Here is a 17,902-nt window from a genome sequence, read left to right on the forward strand (position 1 = left end):
CATGCTGAAAGGCCTCGCAATCACCCCGCCCGTGCTGGGGCGCATCTCCATCGGCAGGGTCGTCGAGAAGAACGGCAAGCGCCTACCGGAGAAAGACGACCAGTTCACCATCACCTCGCAGGTACAGAACAAGGATGGCTGGCTGCTGCACCCGCTCAACGACGAGTTGCGCAAATCCCAGGAGGACAAGCTGCGCAGTATTCCAGTTCGTCTGCTGTTCAACGCGCCTGAGCTGAACTTTCGTGCCGACTACACGCTGTTTGATCGGCAGTCCGGACGACCGCTGTGCGTGGGCAACGGCGAGACCTGCAAGCGCGTCACCCAAGACGGTATGCAATCCCTACCCTGTCCCTCGCCGGATGCCTGCCCATTGGCCAAAGGTAATGCCTGTAGGCCCTACGGACGACTGAACGTGATCATTGGCGATGAGGATCCGCTAGGTAGCTTCATGTTTCGCACTACCGGCTTCAACAGCATCCGCACCCTCGCCGCCCGGCTGCATTACTTCCAGGCCATCTCCGGCAACCGCCTGGCATGCCTGCCGCTGGAATTGCGCCTACGGGGCAAGGCCACCCGCCAGAGCCATGGGACGCCAATCTTCTACGTCGACCTGACAGTACGCGGCGGCATGGACATGGCCGAGGCGCTGTTGGCCGCCAGTGAGCTCGATTCGCAGCGGCAAGCGACAGGCTTCGATCAAGACGCGCTGGATGAAGCGGCGCAGCGCGGCTTCGCCAATGGCGCGTTCGAGGACAGTGAGGAGGATACCCGCACCATCGTCGAGGAGTTCTACCCCGCAGAGGCAAGCCAATCCCCAACCGCCAACCCTCCCCAACGATCTGCGAAAAACAGCTTAGCCGAGAAGCTGGAGACGCAAGCCCAGCGCCACATCCCACCGACTGATCACCGCCAAGGAGCCGGCCATGCGCCTGCACAAACTAAAAGCCAGTGACTCGAGCGGCACCTACCTGATCGAGTCGCCAGTCACCGAAACCGACATCCTGCTGATGGCCCGCCAGTTGGCGAATCTACGTCTGCGTCGGGGGCGAGCACTGACCTCACCGAAGGCGGTGTTCAGCCACCTGCAGGCCCTGTTGAGCGATTACGAGCATGAAGTTTTTGCCCTTCTCCACCTTGATAGCCGACATCGAGTTATAGCCTTCCAGGAACTGTTCCGAGGCACGCTCGACGGTGCCAGCGTCTATCCACGCGAGGTTGTCAAGGCAGCATTGGAGCACAACGCCGCAGCCATGGTCCTGGTGCACAACCACCCCTCTGGGAATCCTGAACCCAGTCAGGCGGACCGCAACCTGACCCACAAACTGAAGGAGGCACTGAGCCTGGTTGGAGTGCGGACGCTGGATCACATCATCGTCGGTCGCGAAGGCTGCCTATCGCTGGCAGAACAGGGTCACCTGTAAGGAGAAAACGAAGATGTCGCTACTACGGATCTTCGCGGCCGTGGTTATGTTCGTTGGCATTCTCGCTGGCTGCGTGGCGCTCCTGCTGTTGGTTATTCTGATGATGCGCTTTCCGCCACTGCTGATCGCGGTGCTGCTGGCGTGCTGGATCCTCTGCCGACTGCTGAAAGTGTTCCAGAAGTCAGAGAAAGCACCGACAAAGCCCCCCACCTCCTTGCAGTGACCCTCCACCATAAGCAGCCAGGCAAACCCTGGCTGCTCTATCCCTCCCGAGGAAGCATGAAGATGAACAGACCATGTTTGATTTGCGAGTCCAGGGCCGTCATGACCCGTGACGCCGCCAAGGGCCTTGCACTGTTGGTCGGGTTGATCGATGGTGCGGCTCGGTGCGCTCGAAGCACACCCGGAGAATGCCATCGTGACATGCTCATGAACAGACTGGCAGCGATTACCCCGACTTATCCTGCCGCACTGGATGCGGCAGAGGATGTCGCCGACTTCCACTTCCGGCGCCTCGATTGCCCCTGCCTGCGCTGTGGTGCGCTATTCGAAGCTGCTGTCGCGTACTAGGAGAACTTCAGCTGCGGCTGAGACGTTCCACCAGACGCTCCACCATCTCCAGCACCAGTGCCCGATCATCCGCCGTCAGGATAGATAGTAAGTTCTGCAGGCGGCGCGCCTGATCCTCCGGGCGCGAGCTACCTTCGGTCAGTAGGTCAGCTGTCTCACAGCCGAAAACCGAAGCGAGTTCAACCAGACGCTCCACGTTTGGCATAACGACCCCGCGCTCGATACGTGATACGGCTTCACTACCGATACCCAATCGCTCAGCGACCTGTTCCTGACTCAGCTTACAACGCATTCGTTGGCGCGCAATCGCTTGGCCCACAACCTCAGCCAACTGCTTCGAATCGGTTTTTGACATGCCGCCCTCCAGATCAACCTGAATGGTTGGCCATCAACCTGTTGACATGAAGGACCTTGCGAACCGAGACTCAACCCTAAAGGTTGGTATTCGACCTTCTCGCCATTTCAAATCCCAAGCAGGGAGCACAAAGCACCATGATCGTCGTAACTGGTCTGAATGAAGCGCAGATTGAAGGCCTCGTGAGAGGCAAATCATCCTTCGAGGTAGTCGGCCTCAGAGGAAATTTCATGGAAGGGATCAAGCTGGTAGAAACCAAGATAGAAGCCCTCGGCATGAAGTGCCGAGTCAGGACAGATGTCAAAGGATCCCTGATCCAAGGCGGAGCCCTGGGTGCAGTCTTTAGCGTGGTATCTACACCCGCCACATTGGCCATTGCCACATTGACCGCAGCAGCGGGGGTGGGCCATACGCTCGCAACTTACGACCCGGACTATGAGATTGTAAAAGATTACGTCAATAAAAAGCTCAAAGTAGCCTATAAAAAACGGACAAACAAAAAGCAAATAAACCTTCTCAAATAATTGCAGACTCAAGTACATGAAAGCCAAATCAAGCATACTGAAAGCAGCAGGCTTCTTAACACTATTACTCTCTCTTAATGCTCAAGCGGATGTTGACTACGGGTATCTATACCCAAGCACGCTACCCAACGAAAAATCAATGAAGGATTTACCTTATGCAATTCCCTGCGCAGAGGCCAAGAATCAGTATGGAGCAAAATTTTATCGCTGCACTTGGTACACCCTACCTAGAAACATTACCACGTGGGACGCCCAACAGCAGCGTAACATTAGTTTCAGTAATCAGATAAGCGGCGCATGCCAGCGAGGGACCTGTCGTGCGTCCAATGGCTCCGGCGTCTATGGGATGTACGGACAAGACCTCAGCTTTACCCTGTCCATTTACTACTACATATATGAAAGCAAGGATGGCTATCCGATTGCCTATCGCATGGATGGTGGCCCCCACAAAAAGGGGAAAGATGTTACCTACGCGCAAGCCCGAACAATACTTCAAGAATTTTTACTCGACCACGGCATCAGTTCTACGAGTGTAAAAGACACTATCGGAGCGTACAGCCTTGACGTGCAAACTGAGGTTGGCTCTTCTAGTGACGCGCCCCCTCAGCCTGCAGAAAAGCCCATGACAAAGCCTACAAAAAATATCGAAGTAAAAGAAGCTTGGTGCAACCCACGCGCGGACGATGAGTGCACTATCAACGGAAACAAAGTAGCTAAGGCGGAGCTTAAGCAGTACCTTCCAGAAATTTACGAACTAGAAGTTCTAAACGCAGGCGGATATTGTGAGCATCCGATCTGCTACGACAAGAATGACAAACCTGTCGGCATTCACTAAATACTCGAGGGCACGGAATGTTTCCGTGCCTTTTATTTTTTGTATCCTCAGTTAAGGGATTCTCCTATCAAGTCAGCACTGACTACCTGACCGGTGCACGACGCAACACCTACAAGCACTTGGGTAAACGCAGCGTGCTTTATAAATCGAAAAGGCCAAGGCGCAGTTGCGTGCGAAGGTGGAGCACCCGCTCCGGGTGATCAAACGCCAGTTCGGCTATGTAAATACTCGCTTTCTTGGCTAGGCCAAGAATACGGCGCAACTCACGACGCTCTTTGCGCTATCGAATCTGCGGATGGCACGCCGGTAGCATTGAGCACTGCGGAAAAGGTGCGTATGTAGCGGGTAAGAATCAAGGCAAAGTCTTGGTTTTGAGCCGATTGACGGTTGAAAAAAACGGGGGCGGGGGCACCAAAGCGCTGCTCATAGCGCGCTCAAGGCAACTTTTTCGGAGTTTCCCTAGTCATCCCAGACACCTCCTTGCCTGCCCCTTACGTAAGCAACGCGCACCTACTGGCTTGAGTCGCAGATGCTGATCGTTCTTGACTAGATAACGCATCGTGTAATGCACGTCAGCCCGCGTATCCACGTCCCGCCTATGGATCAGGCCAAGCCCCAGCCTATCTGGGTATTTATCTTTGTCGAGGTTGCAGTTGTTGAAGTAACCCTGACCACGGGTAATACGCTCCCACAACTCACCGATCCGCTGAGCCCTGTAGATATCAGCGCTCACTTTAGCACCGTTGAAGAAGAACGCAGCATGGATGTGGTACCCGCGATCCTCCCCCTGCTCGACACAGCAGATGTAGCCGGTCTCATGGTCGAAGATCGGATTGCGTTCACGTTCAGCGATGAGCCGATCCAGGTCATCGAATACATGCTCAGCACGCAATCTCGCCCGGACCTCTGCCCGATAATACAGATCAACCCTGACTACGCAGGTGCGGGCGTAGCGATCAAGCACAGCGTCGACATAGCGACCGACCTCAACCTCCTGCTGAGCCGCCTGGTAATGCTGATCGTGCTCCTGACGGGTATACCGCTTTTGGGTGAGGAGAGTACGGACGGTCTTGGTCAGTTCGTTCAGCGTCTCGCTGGTGCTCAGATAGCGCGTTTCGTCCGCGCTCAAGCAGGTAATACCAAAGGGACTGCGCTCTATCCCAATGGTCTGGCAGGCTTCCTGGAAAAGATTCAGGTGCCAACTGTACCGGTAGTCTGCATCGCCCTCGAACAACGCGACCATTTGCACGATCCTATCGAAGTATTTTGACAGCTTGGTCTCCCTGATCTGCTCATCACCGTGCTTTGAGTATGTGATTCGGAAGGCTTGGCTATCGGTACGTTGGATGGCGTTGACGAGACGCTCAACTCGAATGGCGGTATCGGACTGGGATTGGAGGGTGTTGGTGTTTCGTTTGGTCATGGTTCTGTACCTGGTGAGTGGTATCGCATACCAAGTACCGGCTGTGTATTTATTAACCGATGACCTACCCCAGAGGCAGGGTGGCAGTGCCTGTGTAGTTACTAGAACTCCGCCTATCGAGTGGTCATTGGCTGATAGTCTAGAGCTATATAACTAGATCCCGCTCCCAGCCCCAGTGATCGCCCCAGGCTGGCCAGGTAATGAGGAGCAATATGACCGGGCCAGCCGAGGGATTCTCTAAATTGCAGACTGGGTAAGTTAGCTGAGAATGCCGCCTCCCAGACGGCATAAGCGCCATGACTAGGCTCAGCCAGTCATGGCGCAAATGATCGTTTCTAGTTGGCCATACTCAAGTGGCTTTTGGGGCGTACCGCTGCACCCTCTGCCAAGTCACGCTCCTCAATCCTTGCCAGAATCCAGTCGTGTACTTCGCTATCGACCCAGCCAACGCAACGGTCGCCCAGCGGCACAGAATTCGGAAAGGTGCCTTCCGAGATGTATTTGTAGATGGTCGACCGGGCCAGGCCGGTCGAATCGATGACTTCTTTCAGGCGAATGATCCTCATGAGCAGGCTCCTCTGTTAGCTCAGAGGATCTGCATGCAGAGGTTTTTTTTACTGCAGCCCGAACGCCTTTCTTACCTTGCGAGGCAAACAAACCAAACCGAAATCCAAGCGGCGCTGCAAGTCGAACTCCGCGTCACTGGCTTCCGATCCGATATTCACCACTCCCCGACTAACCTCACGAAGCACCGAAAAACGCCCAAGCCCCACGAGCATGGGCTGAAACAGGATCGTGATCGCGCGGTAACCGAAATCGCTCATGTTCGGAAGAATGCGAATATCCGCTGCCTCTGCCTCGAAATCTACCCAGTCCGCCTGGCCGAATCGCACTCGATACTCGCGCGCAATCTCCATTGCCAATGCGTAGATGCATCCACAGGTTTGCCCTGCCTCGCCGCCCGCACCATCCTTCAGATCACTGGCCGCTTCGCCACTTCTTCCCGCTTTCAGTTCGGGATCGATTTCGCTTGCCAGCGCAGGTTTTGGCGCCTTGATGAAATCCCTCTCAATCCACGCCCTCAACTCAGCGTCCTCAATCGGCTTATCCGAAGCCAATTTCTGCCAATGTCGCGAGAGCAGGTGAGAGGCGTACCGACAGAGCAAGTACTGAAACAGGAAAAAGACTTTCCCCGGCTGCCCCATCAAGAGGCGAAGAAGACTGGCGGGCGTTTCAATCCCATGTAGCTGCCCTGCCCTTGCATTTTTACAATCACCGCGCAGCACGTCCGCATGGGTGTACGCCTTGCCCTCCAAGTCATGGGTTATATGAACGGCGATGGCCCCCTGTGGTGCGACAGCATCGATATTCAGAAAGTAACTGCTCTCGATCCTGCCTGCGGCAAAAACCTTGCTCGACAGACCGGGGATATGCCGCCGAATCAGCCCCAGCATCATTAGGCGAACAAGGCGAGTTTTCACTTGCTCAGGTTGCATGCCCGTGAGCTTCGCCAGTTCTGGGAGCCCTACCTGCACTTCACCGAACTGATCTGAGCGTGAGAGCAGCACCGCGAAAAGCAGGCGATTGCGGATACTCAATCGCCCACGGCTTCCGAGAAGCTGGCGCTTTCCCTTCGCAGGCCGTGCAATGGCTGCCTCCTCGCCGAACTCTCTGGACTTCCTAGACTTGCCCAGTTCGCTTCCGAGAACAGCAAAGACCATATCCGCTCCGGAGAACAAAGCCTGCAATAGCTCGGCGTGCTGCGGATAAGTGCGATCTGCTAGTTCGGGCTCATTACCCAGGCACAGTGCGTAGGTGACCTTCCCACGCCCTCTGAGTCCATTCCGAGGGGCGACACATCGCTCCACCACACTCGCATCGACCAGCTCGCTCAACGCAGCGGAAACGACCGCCTCATCCAAGCGAAGGTGCTTCGCAAGCGACTTTACGCTGAGGTCTTGCCATTGCTCATGCCTGTGCTCCGATCCAGCAATGATGACCTCCAGCAGAAAGCGGGCATCCGGGCCACACGCGGAAACCACCGTTGAAACTCGCTCAAAATACAGAGCCATGTCGCGTCCAGAATCAAAAAAACAGATATTTTACACCCTGTAGATTTCACAGCAGTTTTTATTTAGTGTTACTGATAACATACACGCGTAACACTTTTCAGAAAAATAGAGCAGTCCGAACGCCGCCCCACACCTGGGCGGCACTTTCAGGGGGAGATGGAGAGCTACGGTGCGAACAGCAGAGAAGATTCGCTGGCTGAAAAAAGAGAACGCCGAATGGCAGTGGGTATGCGATTACATGAACGGTAATGCCAGCGAGGCGATTGCCGAGGACATCAGGTGCATCCTCAGGGACAGGGAACCCAGCCATGAGGTCATTGAGGAGATCATTCGACACCTCACGAGGACTGAGCGCGGTCGTGACTTTATAAAACGCCTCAGAAATGCCCTGCGCCAGCACAGGTATCGTTCATCTGAGAACGGCAAAATAATTTGCACCTTTGCCTTGCCAACTAAAACCAAGAAGGCCCTGCGCCAAAATGCAGAGAAGCTGAGCAAGAGCGAGAGCGACCTCGTGGACGAAGCCCTCAATCAATCCGAAAAGCTGATTGAGGAACACCGGCAGCGGGAACAACGGCTTGAGAAAGTTCGCGAACTTGAACGCAAACGAGCGAAACAGCGCATCGAGCTACTCAGCGTCAAACACCACGAAGCGATGAGGCAAATCCAGATGCTCGCGACACGCCTTTCGATCTGGGAGCTGGCTCTTGGGGCGGAGCATCCCGACATCAGCGTGGATCAGACCATGCTGGCCGACACTGCGAAGGAAAAGACCAAGGCCGTCAAGAAGGCCATCAAAACGGCCGTGACTAAGTGGGACTTCCTCCAGACGAGGGTATGACAACGCATCACGCGAGTCGGAAGATCTAAGTCATAGATCACTTCAATGCCCCCGCCACGGAGTCTCAAGCCAAGTCATTTCAGTCCTCCGCTGCCCCCAAAGTCACTTCATTCCGCCATGAGTTGAAGATCGCCGCCGTGGTCAGTGTTATAGGTGGTGCCGCTCCTGGCGCCGGTCCTGCTCTGGCCGGTAGCCAGGCTGGCACAGTAATCGGTGTCGTTGCTGGTCCGAAGCACCAGGTCAACGCATGAGGTCGACTACGAGCCCCTTCCATTCGACTTCATAGTCCTGATTTCAGATTTTGCGAAGCGGTATTCCAAAAGGTATTCCATAGAAAAATAAAATCTTAATTTATCTTTTATTTTCAATAAGATAGGAATTCTTTTCAGATTACCCCGGCCCTCCCCAGCAAAATAATCACTATCCACCTGTTTCACCTCATAAACCTGCTTAACACTAACCCCCAAGTTGTGCTCAACCATCAACCGAGCCAGCTCCACCCCATCAATCAGCACCACCTTAATATCCAACCCCAACGCCGCCTCTCGCGCCCCCACAGAAAAATCCGAGGTCGTGATAAACACGCCCTTGCGCGCCCGCTGCCGGGTCAATGCACCGATAAACTTGTCGATCTCTGGCCGGTGCACCGTGTTGCTCCAGCGCTTGGCCTGCAGGTAAATCACATCCAACCCAAGCTTGTCCTCGTTGATAATCCCGTCGATGCCATCATCATTGGTCGCCTGGGTGGCCTTGCCCGCCTCTTTGCGCGAACCGCCGTAGCCCATGGCCAACATCAAGTCGACCACCAACTGTTCAAAGAAAATCGGACTGGCAGCCCTCACCTGTGCCAACAGGTCTTCAGCGAGTGACTGCATCAACGCTTGGTGAGCATCCGCCAGTTGCTCGTCAGGGGTCGCTTCGGTGCTTTCGATAACTGCACGGCCCATCACACCCTGCCCCTCGGTAACCTGGGGCCTGCTGGTATGAAAATCGGCGAACTCTGGAAACTGCTTGAGCCACGCCACGGTAATGCGTGCTGGGCCGTTGGCTAGCGCTTGGCGACCTCGGTCAGTGATCTGCACCATGCCCTTGCTCGGGATAGTCAACAACCCTGCTTTGTTGAGGTATGTCCTGGACCAACCCACACGGTTATTGATCACCGTTTGATGCCCAGATGGCAGCTGCTCTTTGCGCTCCTCCTCGGTGAGTTGGAACACATCAGCGATGGCCTCACGCAGCGCGCTGAGCGGTATCGCGGCACCGTCGCGAACAACCTCCAGCACTGGGCGCATGACACTTTGAAAATCCGGGATCGACATCGTGCTTCCTCTTCAATTTGCGCGACACTGCCAGAAACGCTCCTCTGGCGCGCAGTCCAGGCAGCATGATGCCGCATCGATGGCTTCGCGCAAAATGCCCCCTCCCAAAACGCAAAGTGCCCGCTTCTCAGCAGGCACCTCCCTTCTCACCAAATCACACCCAACCCTTACCAGCTATAACTCACCTTAGCCGTAACCTCCCGCGCCGGGTTGTAGTAGTTCGCCGTCCCCGACCCCACCACATGTTGCTCATTCAACAAGTTACTCACGTTGATCGCCAAGTCCGTCCCCTTGGCAATCTTGTAGTTGAACGCCGCATCAAACAGCGTGGTCCCATCCGTACGCTTGGTATTGGCGGCGTCCATGAAGTACGCCCCCACATACCGCGCACCCAGCCCGACGCTCACGTCGGTCCCCGGCACATCGTAATAGGTCCACAACGACGCCGAATGCTTCGGCGCGGTGGTCAGCTCGTTGCCTTTGAGCGAGCTGCCGTCATACAGCGACCCGCGGATCACCTCGGAGTCCATGTACGAATAGCCGCCGACCAGGCTGAGCTGCGAGGTCAGTTGCGCCTTGGCCTCCAGGTCCAGGCCGCGTGCGCGCGACTCGCCCACGGTCTGCTGCTCGATGATGCCGCTCGGCAGTACCACGGCAATGCTCACGTTCTCCTGGGTCAGGTCGTATACCGAGGCCGAGAACATCGCGTCCATGCTCATCGGCGAGTACTTCACACCGACTTCGTATTGCCGACCGGTCTGTGGGGTCACGCCCACTTGAGGCGGCGAAACGGACTCGACCATGCTCACGTAAGTGGACACTTCATCGTTGACGATGTACGTCAGCGCACCGCGATAGGAGGTTTCGTTGAAGTGGTCGCGCTCATCGATCTGGGTCGGCGTGGAGAACAGGTTGTAGCCTTTGCTGGTCAGGTCCATCGCGTCCTTGCGCACGCCACCGGTGACGATGAAGCGGTCGTAGAACGACAGGTTCTGCTGCAAGAACACGGCCTTGGTCGAGACGTCGTTCTTGGTCGCGGTATAGGGCGTGAGGGTGGCGGGTACGCCGGTGAACACCGGGTTGGCGATGTCGATCGGCGACACGCTGTCGTACACCGAGGTTTCCTTGGTCGCGGAGTTGAGGTACTCCACGCCCACCAGGGTGCTGCTGTCGACGTGCTCGAACTGCGCGTCGTATTGCAGCATCAGGTTGCCGTTGAACTGGTTGGCGTCACTGTCGGTGCCCAGCAGGTAACGCGGGATGCTGCTGCCCACGCGCCCGGCGGAGTCGCTCAGGTAGACATAGCCGTAGTTGTCGGTCAGCTCGCTGTAGCGCAGGTTGCTGCGCAGCACGAAGCCGTTGTCGAAGTCGTGGGTGATGTTGCCGCTGAGGCTGGTGCGCTCAACGTCGTGGTAGTTGTAGCTGGGCTCGCCGTAGAACTTGTCGCGGTCGTATTCCTTGTCCAGCGGGTAGCCGCCGCTGTTGGGCGAGCTGTTGGTCTTGAGGTAGTCGAGTACCACGGTGGCCGAGGTGTAGTCGGTTGGCGCCCAGGTCAGGCCGCCCATGATGAAGCGGTTGTCGTCCTGGGAGTGCTCGTACTCGCGGTCGCTGTTCTGCAGCTTGGCGGTCAGGCGGCCGGCGAGGGTCTTGTCATCGTTCAGCGCATCGCCCACGTCGATGCCGGTTTCGCGGTGGTTGTACGAGCCGTAGGTGACGTAGCCCTGGCCGAATTGCTCGAAGCGCGGCTGCTTGGTGACGAAGTTCACCGAGCCGCCTGGGTCGGCGGGGCCGAACAAGGTGGAGTTGGCGCCGCGCAGGATTTCGATGCGCTCGTAGGCGAACGGGTCTTCGCGCACACCGCGCATCGAACTCAGGGTCAGGCCGTCACGGTAAGTGGTGGCCTGGAAGCCGCGGATCTGGAAGTAGTCGTTGCGGTCGTCCGTGCCGTAGTAGTCGCTGACCACGCCTGGGGTGTACTGCAACGCTTCTTCGGTGGTGCTGACGCTGCGCTGCTCAAGCTCCTTGCGGGTCACCACCGAGACCGAGGCCGGGGTGTTGAGGATGCTGGTCGCGACCTTGCCACCGACCCACAGCTCCTTGGCCACCACCGAGTTGATGTCGTCGCCGGCATCGACCTTGACCTTGGCGTTGATGATCACCGGGGCCAGGCGGTAGTCCTCGGTAGCGCCGATCTCGAGGGGGCCTTCAGGCTTTTTTCGCGGCACCAGCAGGTAGGCCTGCGGCGCCTGTTGCTCGGCTTGCAGGTCGCTGCCCTGCAACAGGGTCGAGAGGGCGCTCGCGGTATCGAAGGTGCCACTCACCCCGCGCGTGGTGCGGTTCGCCACGCTGGCCGCGTCGAACGACAAGCTGATGCCGGCCTCGCGCGCAAAGCGGTCGAGCGCCGGGCCCAGCGCGCCGGCAGGGATGTTCCACGACTGGGCCTGCTGGCGGTGTTCGGCGGACGTGGTTTGCGCCAGCGACGGTAGCGCATGGCTGGCGACGATCAGGCCCAAGGCGGCCGCCTGGATGGCACGGCTCAGGGGGTGGCGCTGTGGAACCGGGGACGAACTCATTTTCTCGCTCCGTAATGGGATCGGCAGACTGGCCTGTATTCCGGCCTTTCCTAGATGCCGAACGAGAATGAGAAATCACCTCATTTATTTTTATTGATGTGTCGCCGCTGCGTTACGAGGGTCGTGCAGGAGCGGCCTTTTCCGGCTGGTCCGGCGCTCCGGCAAGGCCGCTCACATTTCGCACTAGCCTGTAAATGTTGGCTTGCGCGGTCGTGTAGGAGATCACCCAGCCCTTTGGGCTGCGCTGTCGCGCAGAGAACTGATTTCGCAAGCGCTCGCGTACCCTGTGGGAGCGGCGGTTCGGCGCCCCGACTTGCCCGCGAAGCAGGCGACTCGGTGTATGGCACCGGCTTCGCCGGTGTTCGCGGGCAAGCCCGCTCCCACAGGTCCCTGCTAAATCAACAAGTTATGTGTAGTTCTATGAGAGCGGCCTTGCGCCGCGATGGGCTGCAAAGCAGCCCTAACCAAGCGCGGTATTTCATGCTGGCCAGAGCCCTGGGCGGGTAAGCTGACGTTCACCTGCCCACCAGGGCGCCGGGGAGAAACGCTCGCATGTCACGCCTGTGGATAACCCTCTGCGTGTGCCTGCTCGCCAGCAGCGCCCACGCCGCCCCGCACATCCTGCACCTTGGGCAAGGCCGAGGTTACGACCTGCTCGCCTACGCCAACCTCGCCCAGCCACAGGCCACGCGCGCGGTGATCATCGTGCATGGCGTGCGGCGCAATGCCGAGGATTACTACCGCAGCGGCGAAGTGCTGCTGCACAACGCCGGCCTGGAGCGCTCGACCACCCTGCTGCTGGCCCCCAACTTCCTCACCACCCAAGACCCCCTCGCCCGCGACAGCATGCCGTTGTGGCCCAAGGATGGCTGGATGCAGGGCAGCGAATCGAGCGCTGGCCAGCGCGGCATTGCCGCCTTCAGCGTGCTGGACGACCTGTTGGCTTACCTGGCCGACCGGCAGCGCTACCCGCACTTGAAGGAAATCGTGCTGATTGGCCATTCGGCCGGCGCCCAGCTGATGCAGCGCTATGCGCTGCTGGGTACGGGCGATCAACGCCTGCAAGCCTTGGGTATCAAGGTGCGCTATGGGGTTTCAAGTCCATCGTCGTACCTGTACCTGGACCCTCACCGGCCCCAGGGCGATGGCTTCACCGACAACGGCCTGTGTGCCGACTACAACCGCTATCGCTATGGCCTTGAACAGCCACCGGCCTATCTCACGCGGCAGCGGCTCGATGCGCGCCAACTGCTCCAACGCTACGCCGCGCGTGACGTGACCTACCTGGTCGGCGCCCGCGACACCCACGCCGACAGCAAGGTCATGGACCATCGCTGCGGCGCGCAAGTCCAGGGGCGCAATCGGGTCGAGCGCCAGCTTGGCTATATGCGCTACGAGGCTTTCCTGTCACAAGCCTGGGGCGTGGCCATTGCCCATCGTCAATTCCTGGTGCCGGGTGTGGGACACAGTGCTGCGCAATTGTTCGCAGCGCCAGCGGTTGCCCATCAGCTGTTCTGAGGCCATTGCGCACGTAACGAAAAAGGGGCACCTCGCGGCGCCCCTCCCTCCCGTCACACCATTCGCTCAGCCCACCGAGCTGGCCGCCACCGCGCGCTTGTGTCCACGCGTGGTCACGATCCCCAGGAACGAAATCACGATTGCCAGGCTCAGCGTTGCACTGACCTCGGCGCGGTGCTCCTCGGTGAACATCATGACCGCCAACGCCGCGCTGATGAACAGGATCACCGCCCAGGTCAGGTACGGGAACAGCCACATGCGGAACTTCAGGTTGGCGTTTTCACGCTCCAGCCGAGCGCGCATGCGCAATTGCGAAATGGCGATCACCAGGTACACCAGCAGCGCGATGGCGCCGGAACTGGCCAACAGGAACTCGAACACGCCCTTGGGCGCGAAGTAGTTGAGGATGGCGATGGCCGCACCGATCAGCGTGCTGCCGAACACTGCCGCACGCGGTACGCCGACCTTGGAGGTGTGCTTGAGCAGCGCCGGCGCATCGCCGCGCTTGGCCAGCGAGTACATCATCCGCGAGGCGATGTAGATCGAGGAGTTCATGCAGCTGGTCACCGCGATCAGCACCACGAAGTCGACCATCAGCGCAGCATTCGGGATGTTCATGATCTCCAGCGCACGCTGGTACGAGCCCACGACGGCCAGTTGCGGATCGTTCCACGGCACCACCGAGATGATCACGAAGATCGACAGGATGTAGAAGGTGCTGATGCGCCAGATCACCGAGCGGGTGGCCTTAGCGATGTTGCGCGCCGGGTCGCTGGATTCGGACGCGGCAATGGTCACCGCTTCGGTACCGATGAAGCTGAACATCACGGTGATGAACGCCCCCACCACCGCCGACCAGCCCTTGGGCACGAAACCGCCGTGCTCAGCCATCAAGGTACTCAGGCCGCTGACCTCGCGCTGGGGCAACCAGCCCATCAGCGCCGCGAAGCCCAGGCCGATGAAGCCAAGGATCGCCGTCACCTTGAGAATCGCGAACCAGAACTCGAACTCACCGTACTTGGCCACGCTGAACAAGTTGGTGCAGGCCAGCAGCAGCACCGAGGCCAGGGCGAAGATCCAGCTGTCCACCTGGGGGAACCAGGCGTTGAGCACGTGCCCTGCGGCCAATGCTTCGATCGGGATCACCAATACCCAGAACCACCAGTACAGCCAGCCAATGGTGTAGCCGGCCCAGCGGCCAATCGCCTGGTCGGCGTAGGTGGAGAAGGAGCCGGTGTCCGGGTGCGCCACGGCCATTTCGCCGAGCATGCGCATGACCAGCACCACCAGTGTGCCGGCCACGAAATAGGAGAGGATGGTAGCGGGGCCGGCCGCCGCGATGGCGTGCCCGGAGCCCACGAAAAGTCCGGCGCCGATGATCCCGGCGATGGACAGCATCGTTACGTGACGTGGCTTGAAACCTTGTGCAAGGTTGCCATCAGTTCCCACGGTGTTCATTGATGTTGTTCTCTTTTTGCTGACACAAGGATTGGGCAGAAGGCGTAGGCGAAGCAGTATCTCCTTGAAATGAAACAGAATGATACGTCGCTCACGCTCTGTTGTTGACCTTGTTCACGCTTTCACAGAGCAACGCACCGGCAAGTTCGGCGTTCATTCAAACAGCGCCGGGCCCGGTGAAATTATTCGAGAACGCCTCGAAGGTGCGCGATCACGACAACGCATGCCGCTTCACGCCAGATGTCGTGAATGGCATGCCGGATCACGCCAGCCTTCCATTCGAGGGTTTTGTTTTGCCTTGGAATATGCTCTGCCAGTGCCGGAGCATTCGCGGGTAAACCCGCTCCCACAGGTACTACGCAGTGCTCGAAATCTACGCGAGCCCTGTGGGAGCGGGTTTACCCGCGAACGGGCCGGCACTGCCCCCCCAAAAAACCCGCGTCGTTTCGCCCGCCCACAAAAAAGCCCCGGTCTCCCGGGGCTCTGCTGCCGGCGTCTGCCTACGCCTGCCCAGTACGCTCGAAGCGCCGGGCCAGCAGCAGGTAAGCGAAGATCCCCAGCACGCCATGGGCGGCCACGAACCAAAGTGCGTTGTGGAACGAGCCGGTGCTGGCCACCACGTAGCCGATTACCAGTGGGGTGACGATGCCGGCGATATTGCCGATCCCGTTGAATACGCCGCCGCACAGGCCGACCATTTTCTTCGGTGCCACATCCGACAGCACTGCCCAGCCCACCGCTGCCAGGCCCTTGCCGAAGAAGGCCAAGGTCATCAGCGCGATCACTGCGGCATTGCCGTCCACGTAGTTGGCCAGCACCAGGCTGGTGGACAGCCCCATGCCAATCACGAACGGCGTCTTGCGTGCTTTGGACGGGTGCACGCCACGGCGGATCAGGCAGTCGGAAACGAAGCCGCCGAGGATGCCGCCGGTAAAGCCGCAGATCGCCGGCAGCGCGGCAACCCAGCCCGCCTCCATGATGCTCATGCCGCGGCCCTTGATCAGGTAGATCGGGAACCAGGTGATGAAGAAGTACGTCAGCGCGGTGATGCAGTACTGGCCCAGGTACACAGCCCACAGGTTGCGGCTGGTGAACAGTTGCGCAAGCTCGGCGCGGGTGGGTTTGCTCTTGGCGGTCTTGCGTTCTTTCTCAAGGTCCACCAACGCGCCGCCTTCACGCATGTAGTCGAACTCTTCGCGACTCAGCCCCCGTGCGCTGTGCGGCTCGTGGTAAAGACGGAACCACAGCACCGCCAGCAACAGGCCGAGCACGCCCATCCAGATGAACACCTGCTCCCAGCTCAAGGTATGGGTCATCCACGCCATCAACGGCGCGAACACCACCACCGCCATGTACTGCGCCGAGTTGAACAGTGCCGAGGCAGTGCCGCGCTCGCGGGTCGGGAACCAGCAACTGACGATGCGCGAGTTGGCCGGGAATGCCGGCGACTCCACCAGGCCGAGCATAAAGCGCATCGAGAACAGCGCCACCGCTGCCGATACGCCGGCCAGGCCCATCCAGCCTACGGTGCCTTGCAGCAGGGTGAACACCGACCAGAGGATCAGGCTATAGCCATACACCCGGCGCGCCCCGAAGCGGTCGAGTAGCCAGCCGCCGGGCACTTGGCCCAAGGCGTAGGCCCAGGCGAACGCGGAGAAAATCATACCGAGCATCACCGGGTCCAAGCCCAGGTCGCTCAGCACCTGGGTGCCGGTGATCGACAGGGTGGCGCGGTCGGCATAGTTGATGACGGTGATGACGAAGATCAGCGCCAGAACTACAAAGCGATGGCGACCGATCCTGGCCACAGCCTGGGTGGCGGCGACGGCGGATTTGCTGTGCATATGGACCCTCTTGCTTCTCGATGGAAGCGATTGTTCTTGTGGAAAGAAGGTGTGGCCCCTTGGGGCCTTTTATTGCCTGTACCGGCCTATTCGCGGGTAAACCCGCTCCCACGCTCAAAAGGTCTGTGCAGTACCCGCGAAAGAGCCCTAGCGTTGATTCACTCGATTCGGCGGCACCTCACCGGCAAAACAGGCCTTGAGGTTGTTCAGCACCATGGCGCCCATCTCCAACCGGGTCTGTTCGGTGGCACTGCCTCGATGTGGCTGTAGGCTGACGTGGTCCAGGTCGCGCAAGGCTGGCGGCACATGCGGCTCATCGACGAATACATCCAGCCCAGCCCCAGCGATACGCCGCTCACGCAGCGCCTGCACCAATGCCTCTTCGTCCACCAACTTGCCCCGCGCCACATTCACCAGGTAGCCCTGCGGCCCCAGCGCATCGAGCACCTCGGCGTTCACCAGCACCTGGCCGCCATCGGCGGAGGCGGCCAGCACCAGCACGTCCACCGAGCGCGCCAGCGCGATCAGGTCGGGCTCGTAGCGATAGCCGCTCTCAGGTTGCTCGCGTCGCCCGTTGTAGGCGATGCGCATGTCGAACGCTGCCGCGCGGCGGGCGATGGCCTTGCCCACTTGGCCAAGGCCGACGATACCCAGTTCGATACCACTGACCTTGCGCGCCAGCGGCAGGTTGACCGTGCCCCACTGACCGTCGCGCACCAGCCGCTCACCCTCGCCCAGACGGCGCAAGGTGCTGATGATCAGGCCCATGGCCAGGTCCGCCACATCGGCGGTAAGCACGCCCGGCGTGGTGGTGACCTGGATGCGCCGGCTGGCGGCGTGACGCAGGTCCACAGCGTCGGTGCCAATGCCGCTGATGGCGATGATTTGCAGTGCTGGTAACTGGTCCATCAATGCGTTGGACAGGCCCTTGGCGCCCCCGGTGACGACCGCGCGAATACGCGGGCCGACCTCGGCGAGCAGTCGTTGCGGGTCGTCGTACTGGTACAGCCGATGCACCTGATAAGCGCTGGTCAGTTGCGCATCGATGGCGTCGGGTACGGGCTGGGTCAGCAATACGTCGATAGTGGGAAGGGTCATCTCAGGTATCCGGCAGTTCTCAGTTCATGACTCGATCCTAGGCCGGCACTC

The 17,902-nt window shown here is 59.1% G+C and carries 16 protein-coding genes and 1 pseudogene; 8 read left to right on the plus strand and 9 right to left on the minus strand.

The features are described from left to right. Position 1 precedes the first annotated feature (1 nt). From FEM01_RS22470 to FEM01_RS22480, 3 genes are read left to right on the plus strand one after another with little or no spacing between them, the layout of a single operon-like run. A complete protein-coding gene (locus FEM01_RS22470; protein ID WP_100413793.1) occupies positions 2 to 952 on the plus strand; it encodes a hydrolase or metal-binding protein in 951 nt (316 codons plus the stop codon). Next, positions 924 to 1,421: a RadC family protein gene (radC, locus tag FEM01_RS22475; RefSeq protein ID WP_138221650.1), complete on the plus strand. Its 498-nt coding sequence runs from the start codon at positions 924 to 926 to the stop codon at positions 1,419 to 1,421. The genes FEM01_RS22470 and radC overlap by 29 nt, the downstream gene beginning before the upstream one ends. Before the next feature lie 13 nt (positions 1,422 to 1,434). Beyond that, positions 1,435 to 1,644, plus strand: coding sequence for a hypothetical protein (locus FEM01_RS22480; protein WP_100413791.1), 210 nt, complete (start codon positions 1,435 to 1,437; stop codon positions 1,642 to 1,644). Positions 1,645 to 1,998: 354 nt separating this feature from the next. On the opposite strand, the gene FEM01_RS22490 is transcribed toward FEM01_RS22480, so the two are convergent. After that, entirely contained in the window at positions 1,999 to 2,346 is a 348-nt protein-coding gene (locus tag FEM01_RS22490; protein WP_100413789.1) for a helix-turn-helix domain-containing protein, read from the minus strand. 137 nt (positions 2,347 to 2,483) lie between these two features. Here FEM01_RS22490 and FEM01_RS22495 point away from each other — a divergent pair, with 137 nt between their 5' ends. The 3 genes and pseudogenes from FEM01_RS22495 to FEM01_RS22505 all read left to right on the plus strand — a co-directional run. Then, positions 2,484 to 2,870, plus strand: a complete 387-nt coding sequence (locus FEM01_RS22495; protein WP_138221651.1) for a hypothetical protein — start codon at positions 2,484 to 2,486, stop codon at positions 2,868 to 2,870. A gap of 16 nt (positions 2,871 to 2,886) precedes the next feature. Then, positions 2,887 to 3,705 carry a hypothetical protein gene (locus FEM01_RS22500; RefSeq protein WP_223849187.1) on the plus strand — a complete coding sequence of 273 codons (819 nt, stop codon included), beginning with the start codon at positions 2,887 to 2,889 and terminating at the stop codon, positions 3,703 to 3,705. 95 nt (positions 3,706 to 3,800) lie between these two features. Then, a pseudogene (locus FEM01_RS22505) lies at positions 3,801 to 4,047 on the plus strand (transposase); the annotation flags it as partial. 121 nt (positions 4,048 to 4,168) lie between these two features. Here the strand turns inward: FEM01_RS22505 and FEM01_RS22510 are convergent. From FEM01_RS22510 to FEM01_RS22520, 3 genes are all read right to left on the minus strand, one after another. Further along, entirely contained in the window at positions 4,169 to 5,128 is a 960-nt protein-coding gene (locus FEM01_RS22510; protein ID WP_138221652.1) for a YagK/YfjJ domain-containing protein, read from the minus strand. Positions 5,129 to 5,463: 335 nt separating this feature from the next. Next, positions 5,464 to 5,694, minus strand: coding sequence for a helix-turn-helix transcriptional regulator (locus FEM01_RS22515; RefSeq protein WP_100413785.1), 231 nt, complete (start codon positions 5,692 to 5,694; stop codon positions 5,464 to 5,466). Positions 5,695 to 5,742: 48 nt separating this feature from the next. Next, on the minus strand, positions 5,743 to 7,200 hold the full coding sequence (locus FEM01_RS22520) for a hypothetical protein (protein WP_138221653.1): 1,458 nt from the start codon (positions 7,198 to 7,200) through the stop codon (positions 5,743 to 5,745). Positions 7,201 to 7,369: 169 nt separating this feature from the next. On the opposite strand from FEM01_RS22520, the gene FEM01_RS22525 reads away from it, so the two are divergent. Continuing rightward, positions 7,370 to 8,041: a hypothetical protein gene (locus tag FEM01_RS22525; protein ID WP_100413783.1), complete on the plus strand. Its 672-nt coding sequence runs from the start codon at positions 7,370 to 7,372 to the stop codon at positions 8,039 to 8,041. Between the two features lie 257 nt (positions 8,042 to 8,298). Here the strand turns inward: FEM01_RS22525 and FEM01_RS22530 are convergent, their stop codons facing one another. Together FEM01_RS22530 and FEM01_RS22535 are read right to left on the minus strand one after the other, a co-directional pair. Beyond that, on the minus strand, positions 8,299 to 9,360 hold the full coding sequence (locus FEM01_RS22530; protein ID WP_138221654.1) for a restriction endonuclease: 1,062 nt from the start codon (positions 9,358 to 9,360) through the stop codon (positions 8,299 to 8,301). A 167-nt stretch (positions 9,361 to 9,527) separates the two neighbouring features. Beyond that, positions 9,528 to 11,933 (minus strand): TonB-dependent siderophore receptor, encoded by a 2,406-nt coding sequence (locus tag FEM01_RS22535; protein ID WP_138221655.1) that lies wholly within the window; start codon positions 11,931 to 11,933, stop codon positions 9,528 to 9,530. 552 nt (positions 11,934 to 12,485) lie between these two features. On the opposite strand from FEM01_RS22535, the gene FEM01_RS22545 reads away from it, so the two are divergent. Next, complete coding sequence (locus FEM01_RS22545) at positions 12,486 to 13,451, plus strand: alpha/beta fold hydrolase (protein WP_138221656.1); 966 nt, start codon at positions 12,486 to 12,488, stop codon at positions 13,449 to 13,451. Positions 13,452 to 13,517: 66 nt separating this feature from the next. Here FEM01_RS22545 and gabP read toward each other — a convergent pair whose 3' ends face one another. From gabP to FEM01_RS22560, 3 genes are all read right to left on the minus strand, one after another. After that, positions 13,518 to 14,909, minus strand: a complete 1,392-nt coding sequence (gene gabP / locus FEM01_RS22550) for a GABA permease (protein WP_138221657.1) — start codon at positions 14,907 to 14,909, stop codon at positions 13,518 to 13,520. A 500-nt stretch (positions 14,910 to 15,409) separates the two neighbouring features. Then, positions 15,410 to 16,753 (minus strand): MFS transporter, encoded by a 1,344-nt coding sequence (locus FEM01_RS22555; protein WP_138221658.1) that lies wholly within the window; start codon positions 16,751 to 16,753, stop codon positions 15,410 to 15,412. A 147-nt stretch (positions 16,754 to 16,900) separates the two neighbouring features. Further along, the gene (locus FEM01_RS22560; protein ID WP_138221659.1) at positions 16,901 to 17,851 is read right to left on the minus strand and encodes a 2-hydroxyacid dehydrogenase; all 951 of its coding nucleotides are present in this window, start codon (positions 17,849 to 17,851) and stop codon (positions 16,901 to 16,903) included. Between the last annotated feature and the right edge of the window lie 51 nt (positions 17,852 to 17,902).

It is taken from the genome of Pseudomonas mosselii (assembly GCF_005796105.1).
Taxonomy (GTDB): Bacteria; Pseudomonadota; Gammaproteobacteria; order Pseudomonadales; family Pseudomonadaceae; genus Aquipseudomonas; species Aquipseudomonas mosselii_C.